This window comes from Cupriavidus sp. 22TCCZM01-5 (assembly GCF_057798915.1).
In genome coordinates, this window is record NZ_JBYOJR010000003.1 from 247359 (window position 1) to 263998 (window position 16640).

Sequence of the window (16640 nt, forward strand, 5' to 3'; positions counted from 1 at the left end):
GTGCGTTGCGGGACGTCCCGGTCAGACCTTCAGGATGCGCTCGCCGCGGCCGATGCCCGAGCCGCCCGTGCGGACGGTTTCGAGAATCGCGGTGCGGTCGATGGCATCGAGGAACGCATCGAGCTTGACGCCGTTGCCGGTCAGCTCGATCGTGTAGGTCTTCTCGGTAACGTCGATGATGCGGCCACGGAAGATGTCGGCGGTGCGCTTCATTTCCTCGCGCTCCTTGCCGACCGCGCGCACCTTGACGAGCATCAGCTCGCGCTCGATGTGCGCGCCCTCGGTCAGGTCGACCACCTTGACCACCTCCACCAGCCGGTTCAGGTGCTTGGTGATCTGCTCGATCACGTCATCCGAACCGGTCGTGACGATCGTCATGCGCGACAGCGACGCATCTTCAGTGGGGGCCACCGTCAGCGTCTCGATGTTGTAGCCGCGGGCCGAGAACAAGCCCACCACGCGCGACAGCGCGCCCGGTTCGTTTTCCAGCAGGACCGAAATGATGTGTCGCATTTACAGGTCCTCCGCGCCGAGCAGCATTTCGGAAATGCCCTTGCCCGCCTGGACCATCGGCCAGACGTTTTCGGTGGGGTCGGTCTGGAAGTCCAGGAACACGGTACGGTCCTTCAGGCGGAAGGCCTCGCGCAGCGCCGGCTCGACGTCGGACGTCTTTTCCACGCGCATGCCGACATGGCCATAGGCCTCGGCCAGTTTCACGAAGTCGGGCAGCGCATCCATGTAGGAGTGCGAGTAGCGGTTGTCGTACTCGATTTCCTGCCACTGGCGCACCATGCCCAGGTAGCCGTTGTTGAGCGAGCAGATCTTGACCGGGGTGTCGTACTGCAGGCAGGTCGACAGTTCCTGGATACACATCTGGATCGAGCCTTCACCCGTGATGGTGACGACTTCCTTCTCCGGGAACGCCTTCTTGATGCCCATGGCGTACGGCAGGCCCACGCCCATCGTGCCCAGGCCACCGGAGTTGATCCAGCGGCGCGGCTCGTTGAACTTGTAGAACTGCGCGGCCCACATCTGGTGCTGGCCGACGTCGGAGCAGATGAAGGCATCGCCCTTGGTCAGTTCCCAGATCTTCTCGACCACGTACTGCGGCTTGATGATCTCGGAGCTGCGGTCGTACTTGAGGCAGTCCACCGAGCGCCATTGCTCGATCCGCTCCCACCACTTCGCCAGGGCCTCGCGCTTGGGCTTGACGTCGCTGGCCTGGAGCTGGGCGATCAGCTCCTGCAGCACGTCCTTGACGTTGCCGACGATGGGGATATCCACCTTCACGCGCTTCGAGATCGACGACGGGTCGATGTCGATGTGGATGATCTTGCGCGCCTGCGAGGCGAAGTGCGCCGGGTTACCGATCACGCGGTCATCGAAACGCGCGCCCACGGCAATCAGCACGTCGCACTCCTGCATGGCCATATTGGCCTCGTACGTACCGTGCATGCCGAGCATGCCGACGAACTGCTTGCTGGTTCCCGGGAATGCGCCCAGGGCCATCAGCGTGTTGGTCACCGGGTGGCCCGTCATGGCAGCGAGCTGGCGCAGCTCTTCACTGGCGTTGGCCAGCACCACGCCGCCGCCGGCGTAGATGTACGGACGCTCCGCGCCCTGCAGCAGCGCCACGGCCTTGCGGATCTGGCCCGAATGCCCCTTGTTCACCGGGCTGTACGAGCGCATGTCGATCGACTTCGGGTACTCGTACTTGCAGGTGTTGCGCGAGACATCCTTGGGAATGTCCACGACCACCGGGCCCGGACGGCCGGTAGAGGCAATATAGAACGCCTTCTTGATGGTCGATGCGAGGTCGCGCACGTCCTTCACGAGGAAGTTGTGCTTGACGATCGGGCGGGTAATCCCGACGGTATCGCATTCCTGGAAGGCATCCTGGCCGATCGCGTGGGTCGGCACGTTGCCGGTGATCACGACCATCGGGATCGAATCGAGATACGCGGTGGCAATGCCCGTGACGGCATTGGTCACGCCGGGACCCGAGGTCACCAGGGCGACGCCCACCTTGCCGGTTGCCCGCGCATAGCCGTCTGCGGCATGGACCGCGGCCTGCTCGTGGCGCACCAGGATGTGCTCGAATTTCGTTTGTTTGTGAAGCTCGTCGTAGATATACAGCACCGCGCCGCCGGGATAACCCCAGACGTATTCAACGCCTTCTTCGGCAAGTGCATGAACGAGAATTTCCGCACCGATCATTTCGGGTGCGGCAGATGAATTGCTGTCTGCGTGGGAGAATTCCGCGCTGGGCATGTTCATTTCAGTCCTTTGCAATTTTCGGCAAAAAATTGTTTGGATGCTCTCTGCCGGGCTTGTGGCACGGGTTCAAGCGGTGCGCGTCTGCATGGAAGACCGCCTCATAAGCGGCCGGATGAGACAACCACTGATGTCGTGAACCGTCGATGATACTGCAATGCACCAGTGCGGTCTACGTTCTTTTGAGTCGTCCGGGCGGCACTTGGCATGCAGGTTCTTGTATTAGGGACAATACAGAAGTGGTCATGGCCAGTTGTTTTTTGCTAGCATCGCACCACTCCGGGTACGCCGCGAGCCGTTCGCAGCACATCCGCCAGCACAGAGATATCGTTTTCACCCGCCTGCATGGCTACCGATCAGGAACTGTCCGACTTTCTCGCCAGCGTCGAGCGGCGCGCCTTCAAGCAGGCGGTCTTTGCCGTGCGTGACGATGAAGCGGCGCTGGACATCGTCCAGGACGCCATGATCAAGCTGGCGGAAAAATACGGCGACAAGAGCGCCGCGGAATTGCCCCCGCTGTTCCAGCGCATCCTCCAGAACACCATCCACGACTGGTTCCGCCGCCAGAAGGTGCGCAACACCTGGGTGTCGCTCTTTTCGACGTTGCGCGACGAGCGCGATGGCGACGACAACGACCTGCTCGACACGCTCGAAGCCCAGGCCGGTTCCGAGTCGGCCGAAAGCAGCGCCGACAAGGTCGAGCGGGCGCAGGTGATGCACATTATCGAGCAGGAAATCCAGCGTCTGCCCACGCGTCAACGCGAGGCATTCCTGATGCGTTACTGGGAGGATATGGACGTCGCCGAAACCGCCGCGGTCATGGGGTGCTCAGAAGGCAGCGTCAAGACGCACTGTTCCCGTGCCACGCATACCCTGGCGCAAGCATTGCGCGCACGGGGGGTTCGACTATGAGCAGAAACGACAGAGAAATTCAGGAACTACGCTTCGCGCATGAGGTTCGCGCTGCACTTGACGCATCAGCCGACAACTTGCCGGCTGATGTGAGCGAGCGGCTGGCGGCCGCGCGCCGTATGGCGCTGGCCCACAAGAAGGCCGAGGCCCCGGTGCGCGTACCGCAGTTTGCCATGCCGGCCGGCCACCACGTGCCGTCGCTCGACGATGAAGACGACTCAGCCTTGCACCGGGTCGGTGCGTGGCTCAAGCGGGGCGCGCTGGTCTGGGCCCTGGTCGCGCTCGGCGCTGGCCTGATCGGTATCTATCACTGGCAGCAACAGAAGCGCGTCGAGGAACTGGCGGACATCGATGCCGCCATGCTGCTCGACGACCTTCCCCCAACGGCCTACGCCGACCAGGGCTTCCACGTGTTCCTGAAGCGCGGGCAATAAACATGGCCCGCGCGACTTCCCACTCCGACGCAACACGCCGCCGGCTGGAAGCCCTGCTGCTGTCGGGTTTCTTTGCCGTCGCCATCTGGTGCCTGACGCCGCCGCCAGCCCATGCGCAGGGGCCGGCGTCAGCGCCGCAGGCCACGCACGCGGTCAATGCACATCCCACCTGGTCGGAACTCACGCCCGTCCAGCAGCGCATCCTGGGGCCGCTGCAGCCGCTGTGGGACACGATGCCCGAACTCAACCGGCGCAAGTGGCTGCGCATTGCCGAACGCTACCCGAAGTTTTCGCCGGAAGAACAGACGCGGCTGCAGACCCGCATGGCCGAGTGGGTCAAGATGACGCCGCAGCAACACCGCCTTGCGCGTGAGAACTACCAGATCACGCGGGCCCTGCCGGCGGAAAAGAAGGCCGAGGCCTGGGACAAGTACCAGCAGCTGCCCGAAGAGCAGAAGAAGAAGCTGGCCGAGGCGGAGCGGGTGCCGCGCCGGCCAGGCGCCGTCAGCGCGCTGCCCAGCGGCAAGCGCCTGCCCAGCGACACCAGCCGCCAGATTCACCAGGACAAGAAGCCTGCCGCGCTGACTGCCAGGCCGGCCTCGTCGGCCGCCGCCAAGGGCGCCGCCGCCGATGCGTCGGTTGCCGCTCCCGCGGCAACGCCGCCGGCGAACACCCCGGCATCCCCCACGCCGCCGGCCGCTCCGGAAGGCGGATCCGAAGCCGCTGCCGCCACGCAGGCCGACGGCACAATCCGGCAGTAAAGCGACCCGCGAACGGGCATTTGGCATAATCGCCGGATTCCGCACGTGACCACGCCAGACCCGGTCACCGCTGGAATGCCTGCCCAAGGTCACCCCAAGGTCACCCCAAGGTCACCCGTTTCCGTGCCATGCCTGCCGCTACCCTCGCTCCGTCGCCCTCCACCGCCCCGCATCCCACCGCTCCGTCGCTACGTCGCCGCATCGCCTGCATGCTGTATGAGGGCGTGCTGCTGTTCGGCGTGCTGAGCGCGTCGACGGCACTGTTCCTTCTGGCCCGCCCGGCGCTGCAGAAGCTTGGCCTGGACAGCCCCTACGCCATCCAGGGCTGGAGCTTCGTGGTGATGGGGCTCTACTTCACGTGGTTCTGGCAGCGCAGCGGCCAGACGCTGGCCATGCAGACCTGGCGCATGCGGATCGAAACCGCCCAGGGTGAGCCGCCGCGCTGGCCACAGGCGGCACTGCGCTACGTGCTGGCCTGGCTGTGGCTGCCGCCCGCGGCCGCCCTCGGGCATTGGCTCGGCCTGGTGAAAGGCCCGTTCGTCGGCGTGCTCTGCGCCGGGCTCCTGGTGTGGATCCTGCTGGCGTGGCTGGATCCGCGCCGCCAGTTCGTGCACGACCGCCTGGCGCGCACGCGCCTGACCGACTTGCGCACGCCGCGCCCATGACCCTGAGCGCCGCCGGCACACGCCGCGTGGCGGTCATCCTGCAGGCGGGCACGGCCGCCGGCATCGGCTGGCAACTTACGCTGCAGGCCGGCTGGAGCTGGCCGGCGGCACTGCTGGCCGGGGTCGTGGCGGTGCTGGCCGGACTTGCCGCAGGCATCGGGCTGGCGTTCGCCATGACGTTGCGCGGTGCCGGTGTTGCACACCACCACCGCCCTCCGCCTGCGCCGGCTGCGCTGGGCAGCGGCAGGCTGCCGCTGCGGCTGGCAGAAATCATCCGGTGCTTTGCCAATGAGTACATCGCGGTGTTCCGCATGTTCAACTGGCTGCAACCATTCTGCGCTCACCGCCGCTATGTGCCGCCTGCGGCCCCATTCGCCGCCCGCCAGATGCCCACTGTGCTGCTGGTGCATGGCTACGCCTGCAACCATGCCGTCTGGCTGGACCTGCAACCCGCGCTGGCGGCCGCCGGCTATCCCTGCGAAGCGATCGACCTGGAGCCAGTCCTCGGTGATCTCGACGACTATGCCGACGTCCTGCGGCGCCATATCGGCCAGGTCAAGGCGAATACCGGCCAGCCCCCGCTGCTGGTGTGCCACAGCATGGGCGGCCTGGTCGCACGGGCGGCGCTGGCGCGCGCCGGCGAGAATCTCGGCGCCGGTGTCGTCACGCTAGGCACCCCGCACCACGGCTGCGCCCTGGCCCGTTTCGGCGCCGGCCACAATGCCAGGCAGATGCGCTGCGGCAGCCCCTGGCTGACAGCGCTGGCCAAAGCGGAAACACCCGCCTTGCGTACGCGCATGGTGTCGATCTTCAGCTGGCACGATTCCATCTCCGGCCCGCCGTGCACGAGCTGGCTCGACGGTGCGCAGCACAAGGCGCTGGCGGGTATCGGCCATGTATCGCTGCTGCGCGATCCGCGCGCCCTCGCGGCCGTAGTCGAAGCGCTGGCCGCGCTGCGTACGACCGCATCCTGATATCCCCGCTGCTGTCGGATGGCGGCAACGTTTCATATGTCATTCATGTTTCCGTCACCGCTCCGTCATGGCGCACTGGCTGAATGCAGCCATCGCCGTCATCGGGGCCGCCATGGTTCAAGCAATCCGATCCGCACTCGGATATCTGTCTGGAGTCTCGCACAGGCTGCGCGGCAGCCCTGATCCCGAACTCTCCCAGGTCTTGTCGCGCATCGCCGCGCTCGCGGCCTTCGTGCCGGCGCCGGCCGAGCCCCCCGCCCTTGCGGCGCTGGCACCGCCGTCCGATGCCAGCCCGCCCTTCCCGCCCGAGCCGCACCCGATCCGGCAGTACCGTGCGATCTGGCTGTCCGACATCCACCTGGGCACCGCCGGCTGCCAGGCCGACTACCTGCTCGACTTCCTCAAGCACAACGAATCCGAACGGCTCTATCTGGTCGGCGACATCATCGACGGCTGGCAGCTCCGGCGCGGCTGGTACTGGCCGCAAAGCCACAACGACGTGGTGCAGAAGCTGCTGCGCAAGGCGCGCAAGGGCACCGAGGTCATCTACGTACCCGGCAACCATGACGAAGTCGCCCGGCAGTTCGACGGCCTGGCGTTCGGCGACATCACGGTGCGCGAAGAAGCCGTCCACGTGACGGCCACCGGCAAGCGCCTGTGGGTCGTGCACGGCGACCTGTTCGACGGCGTTGTGCAGCACGCGCGCTGGCTGGCGTATCTCGGCGATTCGCTGTACACGGTGATCCTGGCGATGAACCGCCACTTCAACCGCGTCCGGGCGCGGCTCGGCTTTCCATACTGGTCGCTGTCGCAATACCTGAAGCACCAGGTCAAGAACGCGGTGAACTACATCAGCTCGTTCGAGCACGCGATGGTCGACGAGGCGCGCCGGCGCGGCTGCGACGGCGTGGTCTGCGGCCATATCCACAAGGCCGAGATCCGCGAGGTCAGCGGCCAGCTCTACTGCAACGACGGCGACTGGGTCGAAAGCCTGTCCGCCCTGGTCGAGACCATGGAAGGCGAGCTGAAGATCGTCTACTGGACCACGCTGCTCGACCCGCCCCAGGCCCAGTCGCGCAAGCGCCGCCGCGCAGCCGCCATCAGCGGCTGAACCGCCGGCCCGATCCCAACCTTTCAAGAACGCGGCCATACCAACGAGGAGTCCGCATGAAGATCCTGATCGTCACCGATGCCTGGGAACCGCAGGTCAATGGCGTGGTGCGCACGCTCAAGTCGACCCGCCGCGAGCTGGAAGCCATGGGTCACACGGTCGACATGATCACGCCGCTGGAATTCCGCACCGTGCCCTGCCCGACCTATCCGGAGATCCGCCTGTCGCTGCTGCCGTCGGCGCGCGTCGCGCAGCGCATCCGCGACTTTGCGCCGGACGCGCTGCATATCGCCACCGAAGGCCCGCTGGGCATGGCCGCGCGCCGCTACGCGCTGCGCCGGGAAATGCCGTACACGACGGCCTACCACACGCGCTTTCCCGAATACGTGCAGGCGCGCTTCGGCATTCCGCTGTCGTGGACGTACCGCTTCCTGCGCTGGTTCCACGGCCCCGCGCAGGCCGTGATGGCGCCGACGCCCGTGGTGCTGGACGACCTGCAGCGCTACGGCATCGGACACTGCGTGCTGTGGACCCGCGGCGTGGACCTGGATGTCTTCAAGACGCAGCGCGTCAACGTGCTCAACACCGCGCACCCGATCTTCCTCTATGTCGGCCGCGTGGCCGTGGAAAAAAACGTCGAGGCCTTCCTGGCACTGGACCTGCCGGGCTCCAAATGGGTGGTCGGCGACGGCCCCGCGCTGGCTTCGCTGCGCGCGCGCTACCCCGGCGCAAACTACCTCGGCGTGCTGAGCCAGCCAGAACTGGCCAGGGTGTATGCTTCGGCTGACGTTTTCGTGTTTCCGAGCCGCACCGATACCTTCGGGCTGGTGCTGCTTGAAGCGCTGGCCAGCGGCCTGCCGGTGGCGGCCTATCCGGTAACCGGCCCGATCGACGTGCTAGGCGACAGCCCCGCCGGCGTGATGCACGAAGACTTGCGTGAAGCCTGCCTGGAAGCGTTGCGCATCGACCGCATGACCGCCCGCGCCCATGCCGAGCGGTTCTCGTGGCGCGCCGCCTCCGAGCAGTTCCTGGCGCACCTGCGTCCGCTATCGGCCGGCGGCAATCCCGGCAGCGCGGGCGAGGTGCCAACCCAACCAGTCCCGCAGAGCCATGCCGAAACCAACTCAGCCGCTGCCGTCCGATCCGTCGCTGGGGGGGCAGGCACCTCGCCCGCCAGGCAGCGACTACTCGATTGAGCAGAACCCGCACAAGGGCAACCGCGGCCTGGCCCGTGCCTGGCATGCCGCGATCAATTCCCTGTCCGGGCTGCGCTACGCCGTACTCGAAGAAAGCGCGTTCCGCCAGGAGCTGACGCTGGTGGCGATCCTGACGCCATGCGCGTTCATGCTGCCCGTCGGCACGGTCGAGCGCATCATGCTGCTCGGCACGCTGCTGGTGGTGCTGATGGTGGAACTGCTGAATTCAAGCGTCGAGGCGGCGATCGACCGCATCTCGCTGGAGCGGCACAGCCTGTCCAAGCGTGCCAAGGACTTCGGCAGCGCCGCGGTCATGCTGGCACTGATCCTGTGCGGTGGCACGTGGATCGCGATTGCCGGGCCGCACGTCATGCACTGGCTGCGCCAGCTGGCGGGCTGAGCCCCCTCTCGACCCCGGGGACACAGCGGGGGCGACAAGCGATGCAGGCCGATTGCTTATAATCGCTACCTGCCCAGATTTACCGACCGCCCGGACGCCCATGGAACCCAAACCGCAAGCCGGTCCCCGCCGCACCAGGGACCGCATCCTCGACGTCTCGCTGCGCCTGTTCAACGAAGTCGGCGAACCCAACGTCACCACCACCACCATTGCGGAGGCGATGGAGATCAGCCCCGGCAATCTCTACTACCACTTCCGCAACAAGGACGACATCATCAATTCCATCTTCGTGCGCTTCGAGCAGGAGATGGAACGCCGCCTGAAGCTGCCCGATGACCACAAGGCCACGCTGGACGAGAGCTGGGGCTACCTGCAGTACATGTCGGAGTTCATGTGGAACTACCGCTTCCTGTACCGGGACATCAACGACCTGCTGGCACGCAACCGCATGCTGGAAACCAACTTCAAGCGCATCGTCGAACAGAAGAAGCGCTTCGCGCTGGAGATCTGCCGCCAGTTCATTGAAGATGGCGAAATGGAAGCGACGCCGGAACAGGTCGAGGCGATCTGCACCAACATCGTGGTGATCGCCACCTACTGGCTGTCGTTCCAGTTCGTGCAACACCCGCGCCAGTACAACGACCCCGAGCAGATCCGCGGCTGCCTGCACGGCTCGAGCTACCACATCTTCTCGATTCTGGCGCCCTACCTGCGCGGCCGCGCCCGCGACGCATTCGACCAGCTCGCGCGTGACTACGCGGCGTCCAAGGCGGCCTAGGAAAGTCAGTCAGACAAGGACAAGAAGTGAAATCCGTTTGCGTGTATTGCGGTTCCAGCCCCGGCAACCGCCCCGAATATGCCCAGGCCGCCCGAGCGCTGGGCCAGGCCCTGGTGGAAAACGACATGTCGCTGGTCTATGGCGGCGGCAAGGTCGGCCTGATGGGCGTCGTGGCCGACGCCGTGCTCGAGCACGGCGGCACCGCCATCGGCATCATTCCCGACGCGCTGATGCAGAAGGAAGTTGGCCACCGCGGCCTGACCGAGCTGCACGTGGTGCGCAATATGCACGAGCGCAAGCAGATGATGGCCGACCGCGCCGATGCCTTTATCGCCATGCCCGGCGGCGTGGGGACTTTCGAGGAGCTGTTCGAGACCTTCACGTGGCTGCAGCTCGGCTACCATGCCAAGCCGGTCGGCCTGCTCAACGTCGCGGGCTTCTATGACGGCATGCTGGGCTTCCTTTCGCACGCGGTGCAGGAAGGCTTCCTCAAGCAGGTGCACGCCGACCTGCTGCACGTGGCCGACACACCGGCCGCGCTGCTCGGCAAGCTGGGCAAGGCCCCGCGCGAGATTGTCGACAAGTGGCAGGAACGCCGCGACGAGACCTGAAGCCAGGTCCCCGGGGCCGGGCAAGCCGCGACGCTCAGAACGTCGAGCCCGGCTCCTTCAGGAAGGCCAGTTCCTCCGGCGTGCTCTGCCGGCCCAGGATGGCATTCCGGTGCGGAAAACGACCGAAGCGCGCGATCACCGCGCGGTGCTTTTCCGCCCAGTCCACGACATCCACCTTCCCGGCGGTGTCCTCGCGCAGCTGCGTCGTCAGCCTGACGCTCTCGTCCTGGTCTTGCAGCGACTCCGAGTGCTCGAACGGCAGGTAGCAGAACATGCGGTGGTAGCCGGTCGGCAGTTCGCGGTCCATGCCGCCTTCGACGATCCGCCGTGCCAGCGCCAGTGCCTGGGCGTCGGTCGCGAAGCTGCGCGGGTCGTTGCGGAACAGGTTGCGCGGGAACTGGTCCAGCAGCACCACGCGGGCGCAGGCGCCTTCATGCGTGGCGCACCAGTCCTCGCCGTCATCGGGATCGCCGGAGTGCGCCGTCTCCCACAGCGTCAGGAAGCGCGAGCGGATCACGTCGTCGAACGCCGCGGACTTGGTGAACCATTCGCGCCGTTCCGTGTTCCAGACGGGCGAGCCATGGTGGCCGAACCAGAACTCCAGCAGTTCGTGGGCGGCTTCGGGCAACTTGTCTTGCATCGTCCTACCCTTTCTCGAAAAGATCCGGGCCGCTTCAGCGGGCCACGTTGCGCATCCAGTCGGCGGTCTGGAACAGGGCCTGCATCAGGCGCATCTGCAGGTCCTCCGACAGGCCGACGTCCTGCATCGCCAGCGCCATGCAGCGCATCCACTGGTCGCGCTCGCTGATGCCGATCTCGAACGGCATATGGCGCGCGCGCAGGCGCGGATGGCCAAAGCGCTCGATGAAATGGTTGGGACCGCCCAGCCAGCCGCACAGGAACCAGAACAGCTTGTCGCGCGATCCGTCCAGCGACGACGGGTGCAGCGCGCGCAGGCCGGCGAACTCGGGTTCCAGGTCCATCAGGTCGTAGAAGCGGTCCACCAGTTCGCGCACGCGCGCTTCGCCGCCGATCAGGTCGAAGGCGGTGACTTCGGTGCCGGCCTTGCCGGTGGATTCGGGTTCGGTGGTCATTCAGGTACTCGCAAACAGCGCAGGGGCGCCAGGGCATCACGCGTCACGCAAGGTCGCCAGCGCCGGCTGGCGCAGCACATCGCGCAGGCCCAGCCAGCCGCCCGCAAAAGCGCACAGCATGCCAGAAACCACGCCGGTCGGCACGATCCACGGATTGAAGCGGTACGGGAAGTCGAAGACGTGCTGGGACAGCCCCCAGCCGACCGCGATCGCGCCCAGGCTGGCCAGCAAGCCCGCGAGCCCGCCAACCACCAGGAACTCCGCGTACTGCGTCTGCCTGACCTGCGCGGCTGACGCTCCCAGCGCCTTGAGCAGGCCGGCATCGCGCATGCGCTCGTCGCGCGCGCCGGATAGTGCCGCGTACAGCACCGTGATACCCGCTGCCAGCGTGAATACAAAGAGGAATTCCACCGCGGCGATGACCTGGTCCAGCACTGCCTGGATCTGCCGCAGGATCAGGTCGGTATTGACCACGGTGATGTTGGGAAACGCCGCGATCAGCCGGTTGCCGAGCGCCGCGCTCGCGGCCGGCAGATGGAAGGCGGTGATGTAGGTCTCGGGCAAACCCTGCATGGCGGCCGGCGGCAGGATCACAAAGAAATTGACGCGCATCGATCCCCAGTCGAGCTTGCGCAGCGACGTCACGGGCGCCTGAACAGTCTGGCCGGCGACGTCAAAGCGCAAGGTATCGCCAAGCCGGATGCCGAGCGTCTTGGCGATGCCCTCCTCGACCGAGGCGCCCGCGCCGGAACCATTGAGCCAGTGCCCGGCCACCACCTGGTTACCTTCGGGCAGCGCGTCGGTATAGGACAGGTTGAACTCGCGCTCCACCAGGTTGCGCGCGCGCCCTTCGGCGTAGCTGTCCGCACGGATCGGACGCTGGCCGATCTGCGTGAGGCGGCCGCGCACCATCGGATACAGCAGGTCATGGATGCCCGCCGCGGCCAGCATGCCGCGCAGCGGTTCGCGCTGGTCCGGCTGGATGTTGATGATGAAGCGGTTGGGCGCATCGGCCGGCGTCGCGTTGCGCCAGGAATCGATCAGGTCGTTGCGCGTCATGCCAAGCAACAGCAGCGCCATCAGGCCCACCGCCAGGGCCACGGTCTGCAGCACAGTCACGCCGCGGCGCCGCTCCAGCACGGCCAGCGCGAAGCGCCAGCCCACGGCGGACCGGCCGGACAGCCGGCCGCGCAGCGCGCGCGACAGCAATGTCAGCAGCCCCAGTGCCAGTAGTGCGAACACGGCACCGGCCGCGGCAAACCCGCCAGCAGTCGTCAGGCCGAGGCGCAGGTCGCGCGCCGCCACCAGCAGCAGCGCGACGAAGGCGCCCAGGCCCAGCGCGTAGGCCGCCCAGGCCGACACCGGCGGCGGCCCGATATCACGGCGCAGCACGCGCAGCGGCGCTATGCGCGTCAGGGCAAGCAGAGGCGGCAGGGCAAAGCCCGCCAGCAGCACGAGCCCGGCCAGCACGCCCACCATCGCCGGCAACAACGACGGCTGCGGCAGCGATACCTGCAGCAGCCCGCCCAGCGACAGCAGCAGCCCGTAGTGCGCCAGATAGCCCAGCACCACGCCCACCATGGCGCCGCCCGCGCCGAGCAGCAGGAATTCGATGCCGAAGGCCGCCAGGATCTGCCGGCGCGACAGCCCCATGCACTTGTAGACCGCACACGCATCGGTGTGCCGCTGCATATAGCGGCGCGCCGACATGGCGATCGCCACCGCGGCGATCATCGACGACAGCACCGCGACCAGCGACAGGAAGCGCTCGGCCCGGTCCAGCGTGGCGCGCATCTGCGGCTGTCCCGATTCGAGCGATTCCACACGCGTGTTGCGCAGCTTGAGGCGGTCGATCTCGCCAGCGGCCCAGCGCTGGTAGGCACGGCCCGCGGCGTCCGGGCCCGCGGCCAGCAGGCGGTAGCTCACGCGGCTGCCCCAGCCGATCAGGCCGGTGCTGTCGAGGTCCGACAGCGGCATCAGCACGCGCGGCGCGAAATTCATGAAGCCCGCGCCGCGATCGAGTTCCTGCGTGACGATGCGGTCGATGCGGAACGTGCGGCTGCCAAGCTGCAGGGCATCGCCCACGCGCAGCCCCAGCGCGCCCAGCAGCGCCTCGTCCACCCAGACCGTGCCGGGAGCCGGAATGCCCTCGGCGGCCTGTTCCGGGCCGCCCGGCGTGGCCGCGACCTTCAGCTTGCCGCGCAGCGGATAGCCGGGGCTGACCGCCTTGAGCGCGGCGAGCTGGCTCGGCGCTTCGGCGCCAGCCGGGACATCGGCCCGGCGTGCGGTCGCCATGCTCGGGAAGGTCACGGTATGCGCCACGGCCAACCCGTTTTCGGCTGCATGGCTGGAGAACGCGGCATCGAACGGGTGGTCCGACACCAGCAGCACGTCCGCCGCGATCATCTGCCGCGCATCGCGCTCGAGCCCCAGGCGCATGCGGTCGGAGAGGAAGCCGACGCTGGTCAGCGCGGCGACCGCCAGCACCAGCGCGAACAGCAGCAGGGTCAGTTCGCCGGCCAGCCAGTCGCGCCGGGCCATGCGCAAGGCCTGGCGCCAGGCGGAGAATCGGCGTCCCGGCGGCGCATGGAATGCAGCAGGTCGGGAAACGGCAGTATCGGGCGCGGCAGCGGGCTCGGTTGGCATTAGTCGTGGTGGTCAGGTTCGTCTTGCGGGCGGCTCCGGGCGGTTGCGCAAGCTGGCATGGAGCCGACGCACGCCACGCCATAGCCTGGGCAGCAGCCAGACGGCAATCAGCAGGAAGACAGCCAGCAGGACCAGGAACAGCACCGGCAGGAAAAAAGCCAGCAGCAGGCTTCCGGTCGCCGTGACGTCCTCAGTGAATGAGGCCAGCCAATTGGAGAACGGTTCCGGCGAGACATTGATCAGCGCGCGCGTGCCGGCCTTGGCGACATGGGCCGTGCCGGCGAGGGTCCCGCCGATCAGCCCGGCCGCGACCATCCACTGCGGATCCATCTGGCCGAATGCCGCCGCGGCCAGGATGGCGCCGGCGGGAATGCGCACGAAGGTATGGATGGCGTCCCACGCCGAATCGAAACCCGGGACCTTGTCGGCGATGAACTCCGCGAGCGCGAGCACCGCCGCCACGCCGATCACCCACCAGGACTCCAGCGCGTGCAGCCCGGGCGGCAGGTGCAGCCAGCCGAGGCGCGACAGCACGCCGGCGGTCAGGACGGCCAGGTAGAGGCGAAAGCCGCTGGCCCAGGACATGCCTGCGGCCAGCGCGGCGGTTTCCAGCATAGGGCTCCTTGGGATGGCGGGAAGGATGGTCCGGGCCTTGCAAGGAGTGTAGCGCGAACGCCGTGCCGGCAATCGGGCCGGCGCCGCCAGCGTTTCAGGTGCCCTCCTTGCCGTCCGCCCCGTACCACGGCAACGCTTCCTGGGGCGTCAGGATGCCGGCGGGCTCGGCCATGGCGTATCCCGGCAACGCCTCGATGCGGCGCGCGAATGCGGGGTCCGCCAGCAATGCCAGCAGGCCTGACATCCAGCCCGCGGTCTGGTCGTTCTTGCGCAGTGCCAGGTAGTACGCCTCCCGCGTGAGCGGCACGAAGCCCAGGCCCAGGGCCTCGGCATTCATGCGCAGCCCGAAACCGACCTGCGCCCGCCCCGCATGGACGGCTTCCGCCACCTTTTCGTTGCTGAATTCAGGTTCGTCGTAGCCGGCGATCTGGTCCGGATAGAGTCCCTGGGTTGCCAGGAGCTGGTCGAACAGCATACGCGTGCCGGAACTGCGCTGCCGGTTGACGAAACGCGCCTGGGTGCGCACCAGGTCACGCAGGTCATGGATTTCGCCAGCCATGCCCGGCGCCACGATCAGGCCCTGCTCGCGCCACGCGAGGCGCAGCAGGCGCACCGATGCGGGCCGTAGCCACTTGCGCAGGGTCAGGTGCGCAACGGACCCCGCGGTCTGCACCGGCGAAACATAGAAACCGGCCAGCTCCGACTGCCGTTCCTGCAGGCAGATCAGCCCTTCCACGCTGCCGCAGAACACGGTATCGAGCTGGAGTCCCGACGTCTGGGCCTTGAGGGCGCCGGCAAGCACTTCGATGGCGGGGTCGTGGCTGCCGGAAAAATGCACGCTGGTCTGGGGCTGGGCCGCGTCATCGAGCTCGGCAATGAACTCCGCCATGGCGCGCTGCATGGCCGGGTCGAGGGTCTCGCGCAGGCGCATTTCCGCACGCAGCAGGCGTTCGCCAAAGCGTGTCAGCGACGCCCCGCGGCCGCGCTCCATGTCGAGCACGGAGCGGCCGAGCATGGCCTCCCATGTGCGCATCACGCCCCAGGCATGACGGTAGGACAGGCCGATCTCGCGCGCCGCGCGGTGCAGCGAACCGGTCTCGCGCACGGCCTTGAGCAGTTGGAATACCTTGCCATTGGCTCGCGGGTTGTCGTCCGCGGCAATCACAGGGAACAGGTCAAAACGGAATGTCATATGTTCCGCCTTGCATATTTACATCTTGAATGTGCGTCGATGACAATGGTTCACCCCGCTTTTCGTATAGTTTTCCGCATTCTCCACGACCCGTCTTGGCGTGGCAATTATGTTTCTTGAAACATAACTAGAGGGACTCCACTTGTTACGGACCGTCTTCCGCAAGCTCCCCGTCGTAGCCGGCATCGCCTGCCTGATGGCGCTCTCCGCTGCGCAGGCGGGCGAACTGAAACTTGCCACCACGACCAGCACGGAAAACTCGGGGCTGCTCAAGTACCTGCTGCCCAAGTTCGAGCAGAAGACCGGCGTGAACGTCAAGGTCATCGCCGTGGGCTCGGGCAAGGCCATGAAAATGGGCGAGATGGGCGACGTGGACGTGCTGCTCATGCACGCCCGCAAGATGGAAGACAAGTTCGTGTCGGGCGGCTACGGCGTCAACCGCCGCGACGTCATGTACAACGACTTCATCGTGGTGGGTCCGGCCAGCGATCCGGCGGGCATCAAGGGGGGCAAGGACGTACTGGCGGGCTTCCGTAAGCTCGCAGGCAGCGGCAGCAAGTTCATCTCGCGCGGCGACAACTCCGGCACCGACGTCATGGAGAAGGACTACTGGAAGCAGCTCGGCATCGAGCCGAAGGGCCAGCCCTGGTATGTCAATGCAGGCCTGGGCATGGGCGAGGTGCTCACCATGGCCGCGCAGATGCCGGCCTATACGCTGTCGGACCGCGCCACCTATGGCGCCTACCGCGCCAAGACGGGGCTGGCCATCGCCGTGCAGGGCGACCCGAAAATGTTCAATCCGTACGGCATCATCGCGGTCAACCCGGCCAGGCACCCGGGGACCAACTACACCGACGCGATGAAGCTGGTGGAGTGGATTACCTCGCCGGAAGGCCAGCAGGCTATCGCCGGCTACAAGGTCGAGGGCGAGCAGCTGTTCTTCCCGGACTACAAGGCTACCCAAGCCAGCAAGTAAG

The 16640-nt window shown here is 66.7% G+C and carries 18 protein-coding genes; 11 read left to right on the forward strand and 7 right to left on the reverse strand.

Annotation, left to right across the window (positions count from 1 at the left end):
• Window positions 1–21: 21 nt before the first annotated feature.
• Together ilvN and AC3FNH_RS04800 are read right to left on the reverse strand one after the other, a co-directional pair.
• A complete protein-coding gene (gene ilvN, locus AC3FNH_RS04795; protein ID WP_211947708.1) occupies window positions 22–513 on the reverse strand; it encodes an acetolactate synthase small subunit in 492 nt (163 codons plus the stop codon).
• Window positions 514–2277: an acetolactate synthase 3 catalytic subunit gene (locus AC3FNH_RS04800; protein ID WP_276097958.1), complete on the reverse strand. Its 1764-nt coding sequence runs from the start codon at window positions 2275–2277 to the stop codon at window positions 514–516.
• Between the two features lie 342 nt (window positions 2278–2619).
• Between AC3FNH_RS04800 and AC3FNH_RS04805 the strand changes: the two genes are divergently transcribed.
• The 10 genes from AC3FNH_RS04805 to AC3FNH_RS04850 all read left to right on the forward strand — a co-directional run bounded on the left by AC3FNH_RS04805 (window position 2620) and on the right by AC3FNH_RS04850 (window position 10116).
• Entirely contained in the window at window positions 2620–3186 is a 567-nt protein-coding gene (locus AC3FNH_RS04805) for an RNA polymerase sigma factor (RefSeq protein ID WP_276097959.1), read from the forward strand.
• Window positions 3183–3620, forward strand: coding sequence for a DUF3619 family protein (locus AC3FNH_RS04810; protein WP_276097960.1), 438 nt, complete (start codon window positions 3183–3185; stop codon window positions 3618–3620). The genes AC3FNH_RS04805 and AC3FNH_RS04810 overlap by 4 nt, the downstream gene beginning before the upstream one ends.
• A gap of 2 nt (window positions 3621–3622) precedes the next feature.
• A complete protein-coding gene (locus AC3FNH_RS04815; protein WP_488719226.1) occupies window positions 3623–4381 on the forward strand; it encodes a DUF3106 domain-containing protein in 759 nt (252 codons plus the stop codon).
• A gap of 128 nt (window positions 4382–4509) precedes the next feature.
• Window positions 4510–5046, forward strand: coding sequence for an RDD family protein (locus tag AC3FNH_RS04820; RefSeq protein ID WP_276100769.1), 537 nt, complete (start codon window positions 4510–4512; stop codon window positions 5044–5046).
• Window positions 5043–6020, forward strand: coding sequence for an esterase/lipase family protein (locus AC3FNH_RS04825; protein ID WP_488719227.1), 978 nt, complete (start codon window positions 5043–5045; stop codon window positions 6018–6020). The genes AC3FNH_RS04820 and AC3FNH_RS04825 overlap by 4 nt, the downstream gene beginning before the upstream one ends.
• 112 nt (window positions 6021–6132) lie before the next feature.
• A complete protein-coding gene (locus tag AC3FNH_RS04830; protein ID WP_276097963.1) occupies window positions 6133–7131 on the forward strand; it encodes a UDP-2,3-diacylglucosamine diphosphatase in 999 nt (332 codons plus the stop codon).
• A gap of 56 nt (window positions 7132–7187) precedes the next feature.
• Window positions 7188–8327, forward strand: coding sequence for a glycosyltransferase family 4 protein (locus tag AC3FNH_RS04835; RefSeq protein ID WP_488719228.1), 1140 nt, complete (start codon window positions 7188–7190; stop codon window positions 8325–8327).
• The gene (locus AC3FNH_RS04840; RefSeq protein WP_276097965.1) at window positions 8242–8727 is read left to right on the forward strand and encodes a diacylglycerol kinase; all 486 of its coding nucleotides are present in this window, start codon (window positions 8242–8244) and stop codon (window positions 8725–8727) included. Before AC3FNH_RS04835 ends, AC3FNH_RS04840 begins: the two co-directional genes overlap by 86 nt.
• A 100-nt stretch (window positions 8728–8827) precedes the next feature.
• Window positions 8828–9505, forward strand: a complete 678-nt coding sequence (locus AC3FNH_RS04845) for a TetR/AcrR family transcriptional regulator (protein WP_276097966.1) — start codon at window positions 8828–8830, stop codon at window positions 9503–9505.
• Window positions 9506–9531: 26 nt separating this feature from the next.
• Window positions 9532–10116: an LOG family protein gene (locus AC3FNH_RS04850; protein ID WP_488719229.1), complete on the forward strand. Its 585-nt coding sequence runs from the start codon at window positions 9532–9534 to the stop codon at window positions 10114–10116.
• 34 nt (window positions 10117–10150) lie between these two features.
• Here AC3FNH_RS04850 and AC3FNH_RS04855 read toward each other — a convergent pair whose 3' ends face one another.
• The 5 genes from AC3FNH_RS04855 to AC3FNH_RS04875 form a co-directional block, all read right to left on the reverse strand.
• Window positions 10151–10756, reverse strand: coding sequence for a DUF924 family protein (locus tag AC3FNH_RS04855; protein ID WP_276097968.1), 606 nt, complete (start codon window positions 10754–10756; stop codon window positions 10151–10153).
• Window positions 10757–10790: 34 nt separating this feature from the next.
• On the reverse strand, window positions 10791–11210 hold the full coding sequence (locus AC3FNH_RS04860) for a group II truncated hemoglobin (RefSeq protein WP_488719230.1): 420 nt from the start codon (window positions 11208–11210) through the stop codon (window positions 10791–10793).
• A gap of 36 nt (window positions 11211–11246) precedes the next feature.
• Window positions 11247–13751, reverse strand: a complete 2505-nt coding sequence (locus tag AC3FNH_RS04865; RefSeq protein ID WP_488719231.1) for an ABC transporter permease — start codon at window positions 13749–13751, stop codon at window positions 11247–11249.
• A gap of 117 nt (window positions 13752–13868) precedes the next feature.
• A complete protein-coding gene (locus AC3FNH_RS04870) occupies window positions 13869–14471 on the reverse strand; it encodes a DUF4126 domain-containing protein (protein WP_488719232.1) in 603 nt (200 codons plus the stop codon).
• A gap of 94 nt (window positions 14472–14565) precedes the next feature.
• Complete coding sequence (locus tag AC3FNH_RS04875) at window positions 14566–15663, reverse strand: substrate-binding domain-containing protein (protein WP_488719233.1); 1098 nt, start codon at window positions 15661–15663, stop codon at window positions 14566–14568.
• Window positions 15664–15859: 196 nt separating this feature from the next.
• Between AC3FNH_RS04875 and AC3FNH_RS04880 the strand changes: the two genes are divergently transcribed.
• Window positions 15860–16639: an ABC transporter substrate-binding protein gene (locus AC3FNH_RS04880; RefSeq protein WP_488719256.1), complete on the forward strand. Its 780-nt coding sequence runs from the start codon at window positions 15860–15862 to the stop codon at window positions 16637–16639.
• Window position 16640: the final 1 nt, after the last annotated feature.

Excerpts from the sequence above, each read along its gene's own strand:
- AC3FNH_RS04840 (WP_276097965.1), top strand. The coding sequence starts at position 8,242 with ATGCCGAAACCAACTCAGCCGCTGCCGTCCGATCCGTCGCTGGGGGGG.
- AC3FNH_RS04845 (WP_276097966.1), top strand. The coding sequence starts at position 8,828 with ATGGAACCCAAACCGCAAGCCGGTCCCCGCCGCACCAGGGACCGCATC.
- AC3FNH_RS04825 (WP_488719227.1), top strand. The coding sequence starts at position 5,043 with ATGACCCTGAGCGCCGCCGGCACACGCCGCGTGGCGGTCATCCTGCAG.
- AC3FNH_RS04815 (WP_488719226.1), top strand. The coding sequence starts at position 3,623 with ATGGCCCGCGCGACTTCCCACTCCGACGCAACACGCCGCCGGCTGGAA.
- AC3FNH_RS04870 (WP_488719232.1), bottom strand. The coding sequence starts at position 14,471 with ATGCTGGAAACCGCCGCGCTGGCCGCAGGCATGTCCTGGGCCAGCGGC.
- AC3FNH_RS04865 (WP_488719231.1), bottom strand. The coding sequence starts at position 13,751 with ATGGCCCGGCGCGACTGGCTGGCCGGCGAACTGACCCTGCTGCTGTTC.
- AC3FNH_RS04875 (WP_488719233.1), bottom strand. The coding sequence starts at position 15,663 with ATGACATTCCGTTTTGACCTGTTCCCTGTGATTGCCGCGGACGACAAC.
- AC3FNH_RS04800 (WP_276097958.1), bottom strand. The coding sequence starts at position 2,277 with ATGAACATGCCCAGCGCGGAATTCTCCCACGCAGACAGCAATTCATCT.
- ilvN (WP_211947708.1), bottom strand. The coding sequence starts at position 513 with ATGCGACACATCATTTCGGTCCTGCTGGAAAACGAACCGGGCGCGCTG.
- AC3FNH_RS04835 (WP_488719228.1), top strand. The coding sequence starts at position 7,188 with ATGAAGATCCTGATCGTCACCGATGCCTGGGAACCGCAGGTCAATGGC.
- AC3FNH_RS04855 (WP_276097968.1), bottom strand. The coding sequence starts at position 10,756 with ATGCAAGACAAGTTGCCCGAAGCCGCCCACGAACTGCTGGAGTTCTGG.
- AC3FNH_RS04830 (WP_276097963.1), top strand. The coding sequence starts at position 6,133 with ATGGTTCAAGCAATCCGATCCGCACTCGGATATCTGTCTGGAGTCTCG.
- AC3FNH_RS04860 (WP_488719230.1), bottom strand. The coding sequence starts at position 11,210 with ATGACCACCGAACCCGAATCCACCGGCAAGGCCGGCACCGAAGTCACC.
- AC3FNH_RS04880 (WP_488719256.1), top strand. The coding sequence starts at position 15,860 with ATGGCGCTCTCCGCTGCGCAGGCGGGCGAACTGAAACTTGCCACCACG.
- AC3FNH_RS04810 (WP_276097960.1), top strand. The coding sequence starts at position 3,183 with ATGAGCAGAAACGACAGAGAAATTCAGGAACTACGCTTCGCGCATGAG.
- AC3FNH_RS04805 (WP_276097959.1), top strand. The coding sequence starts at position 2,620 with ATGGCTACCGATCAGGAACTGTCCGACTTTCTCGCCAGCGTCGAGCGG.
- AC3FNH_RS04820 (WP_276100769.1), top strand. The coding sequence starts at position 4,510 with ATGCCTGCCGCTACCCTCGCTCCGTCGCCCTCCACCGCCCCGCATCCC.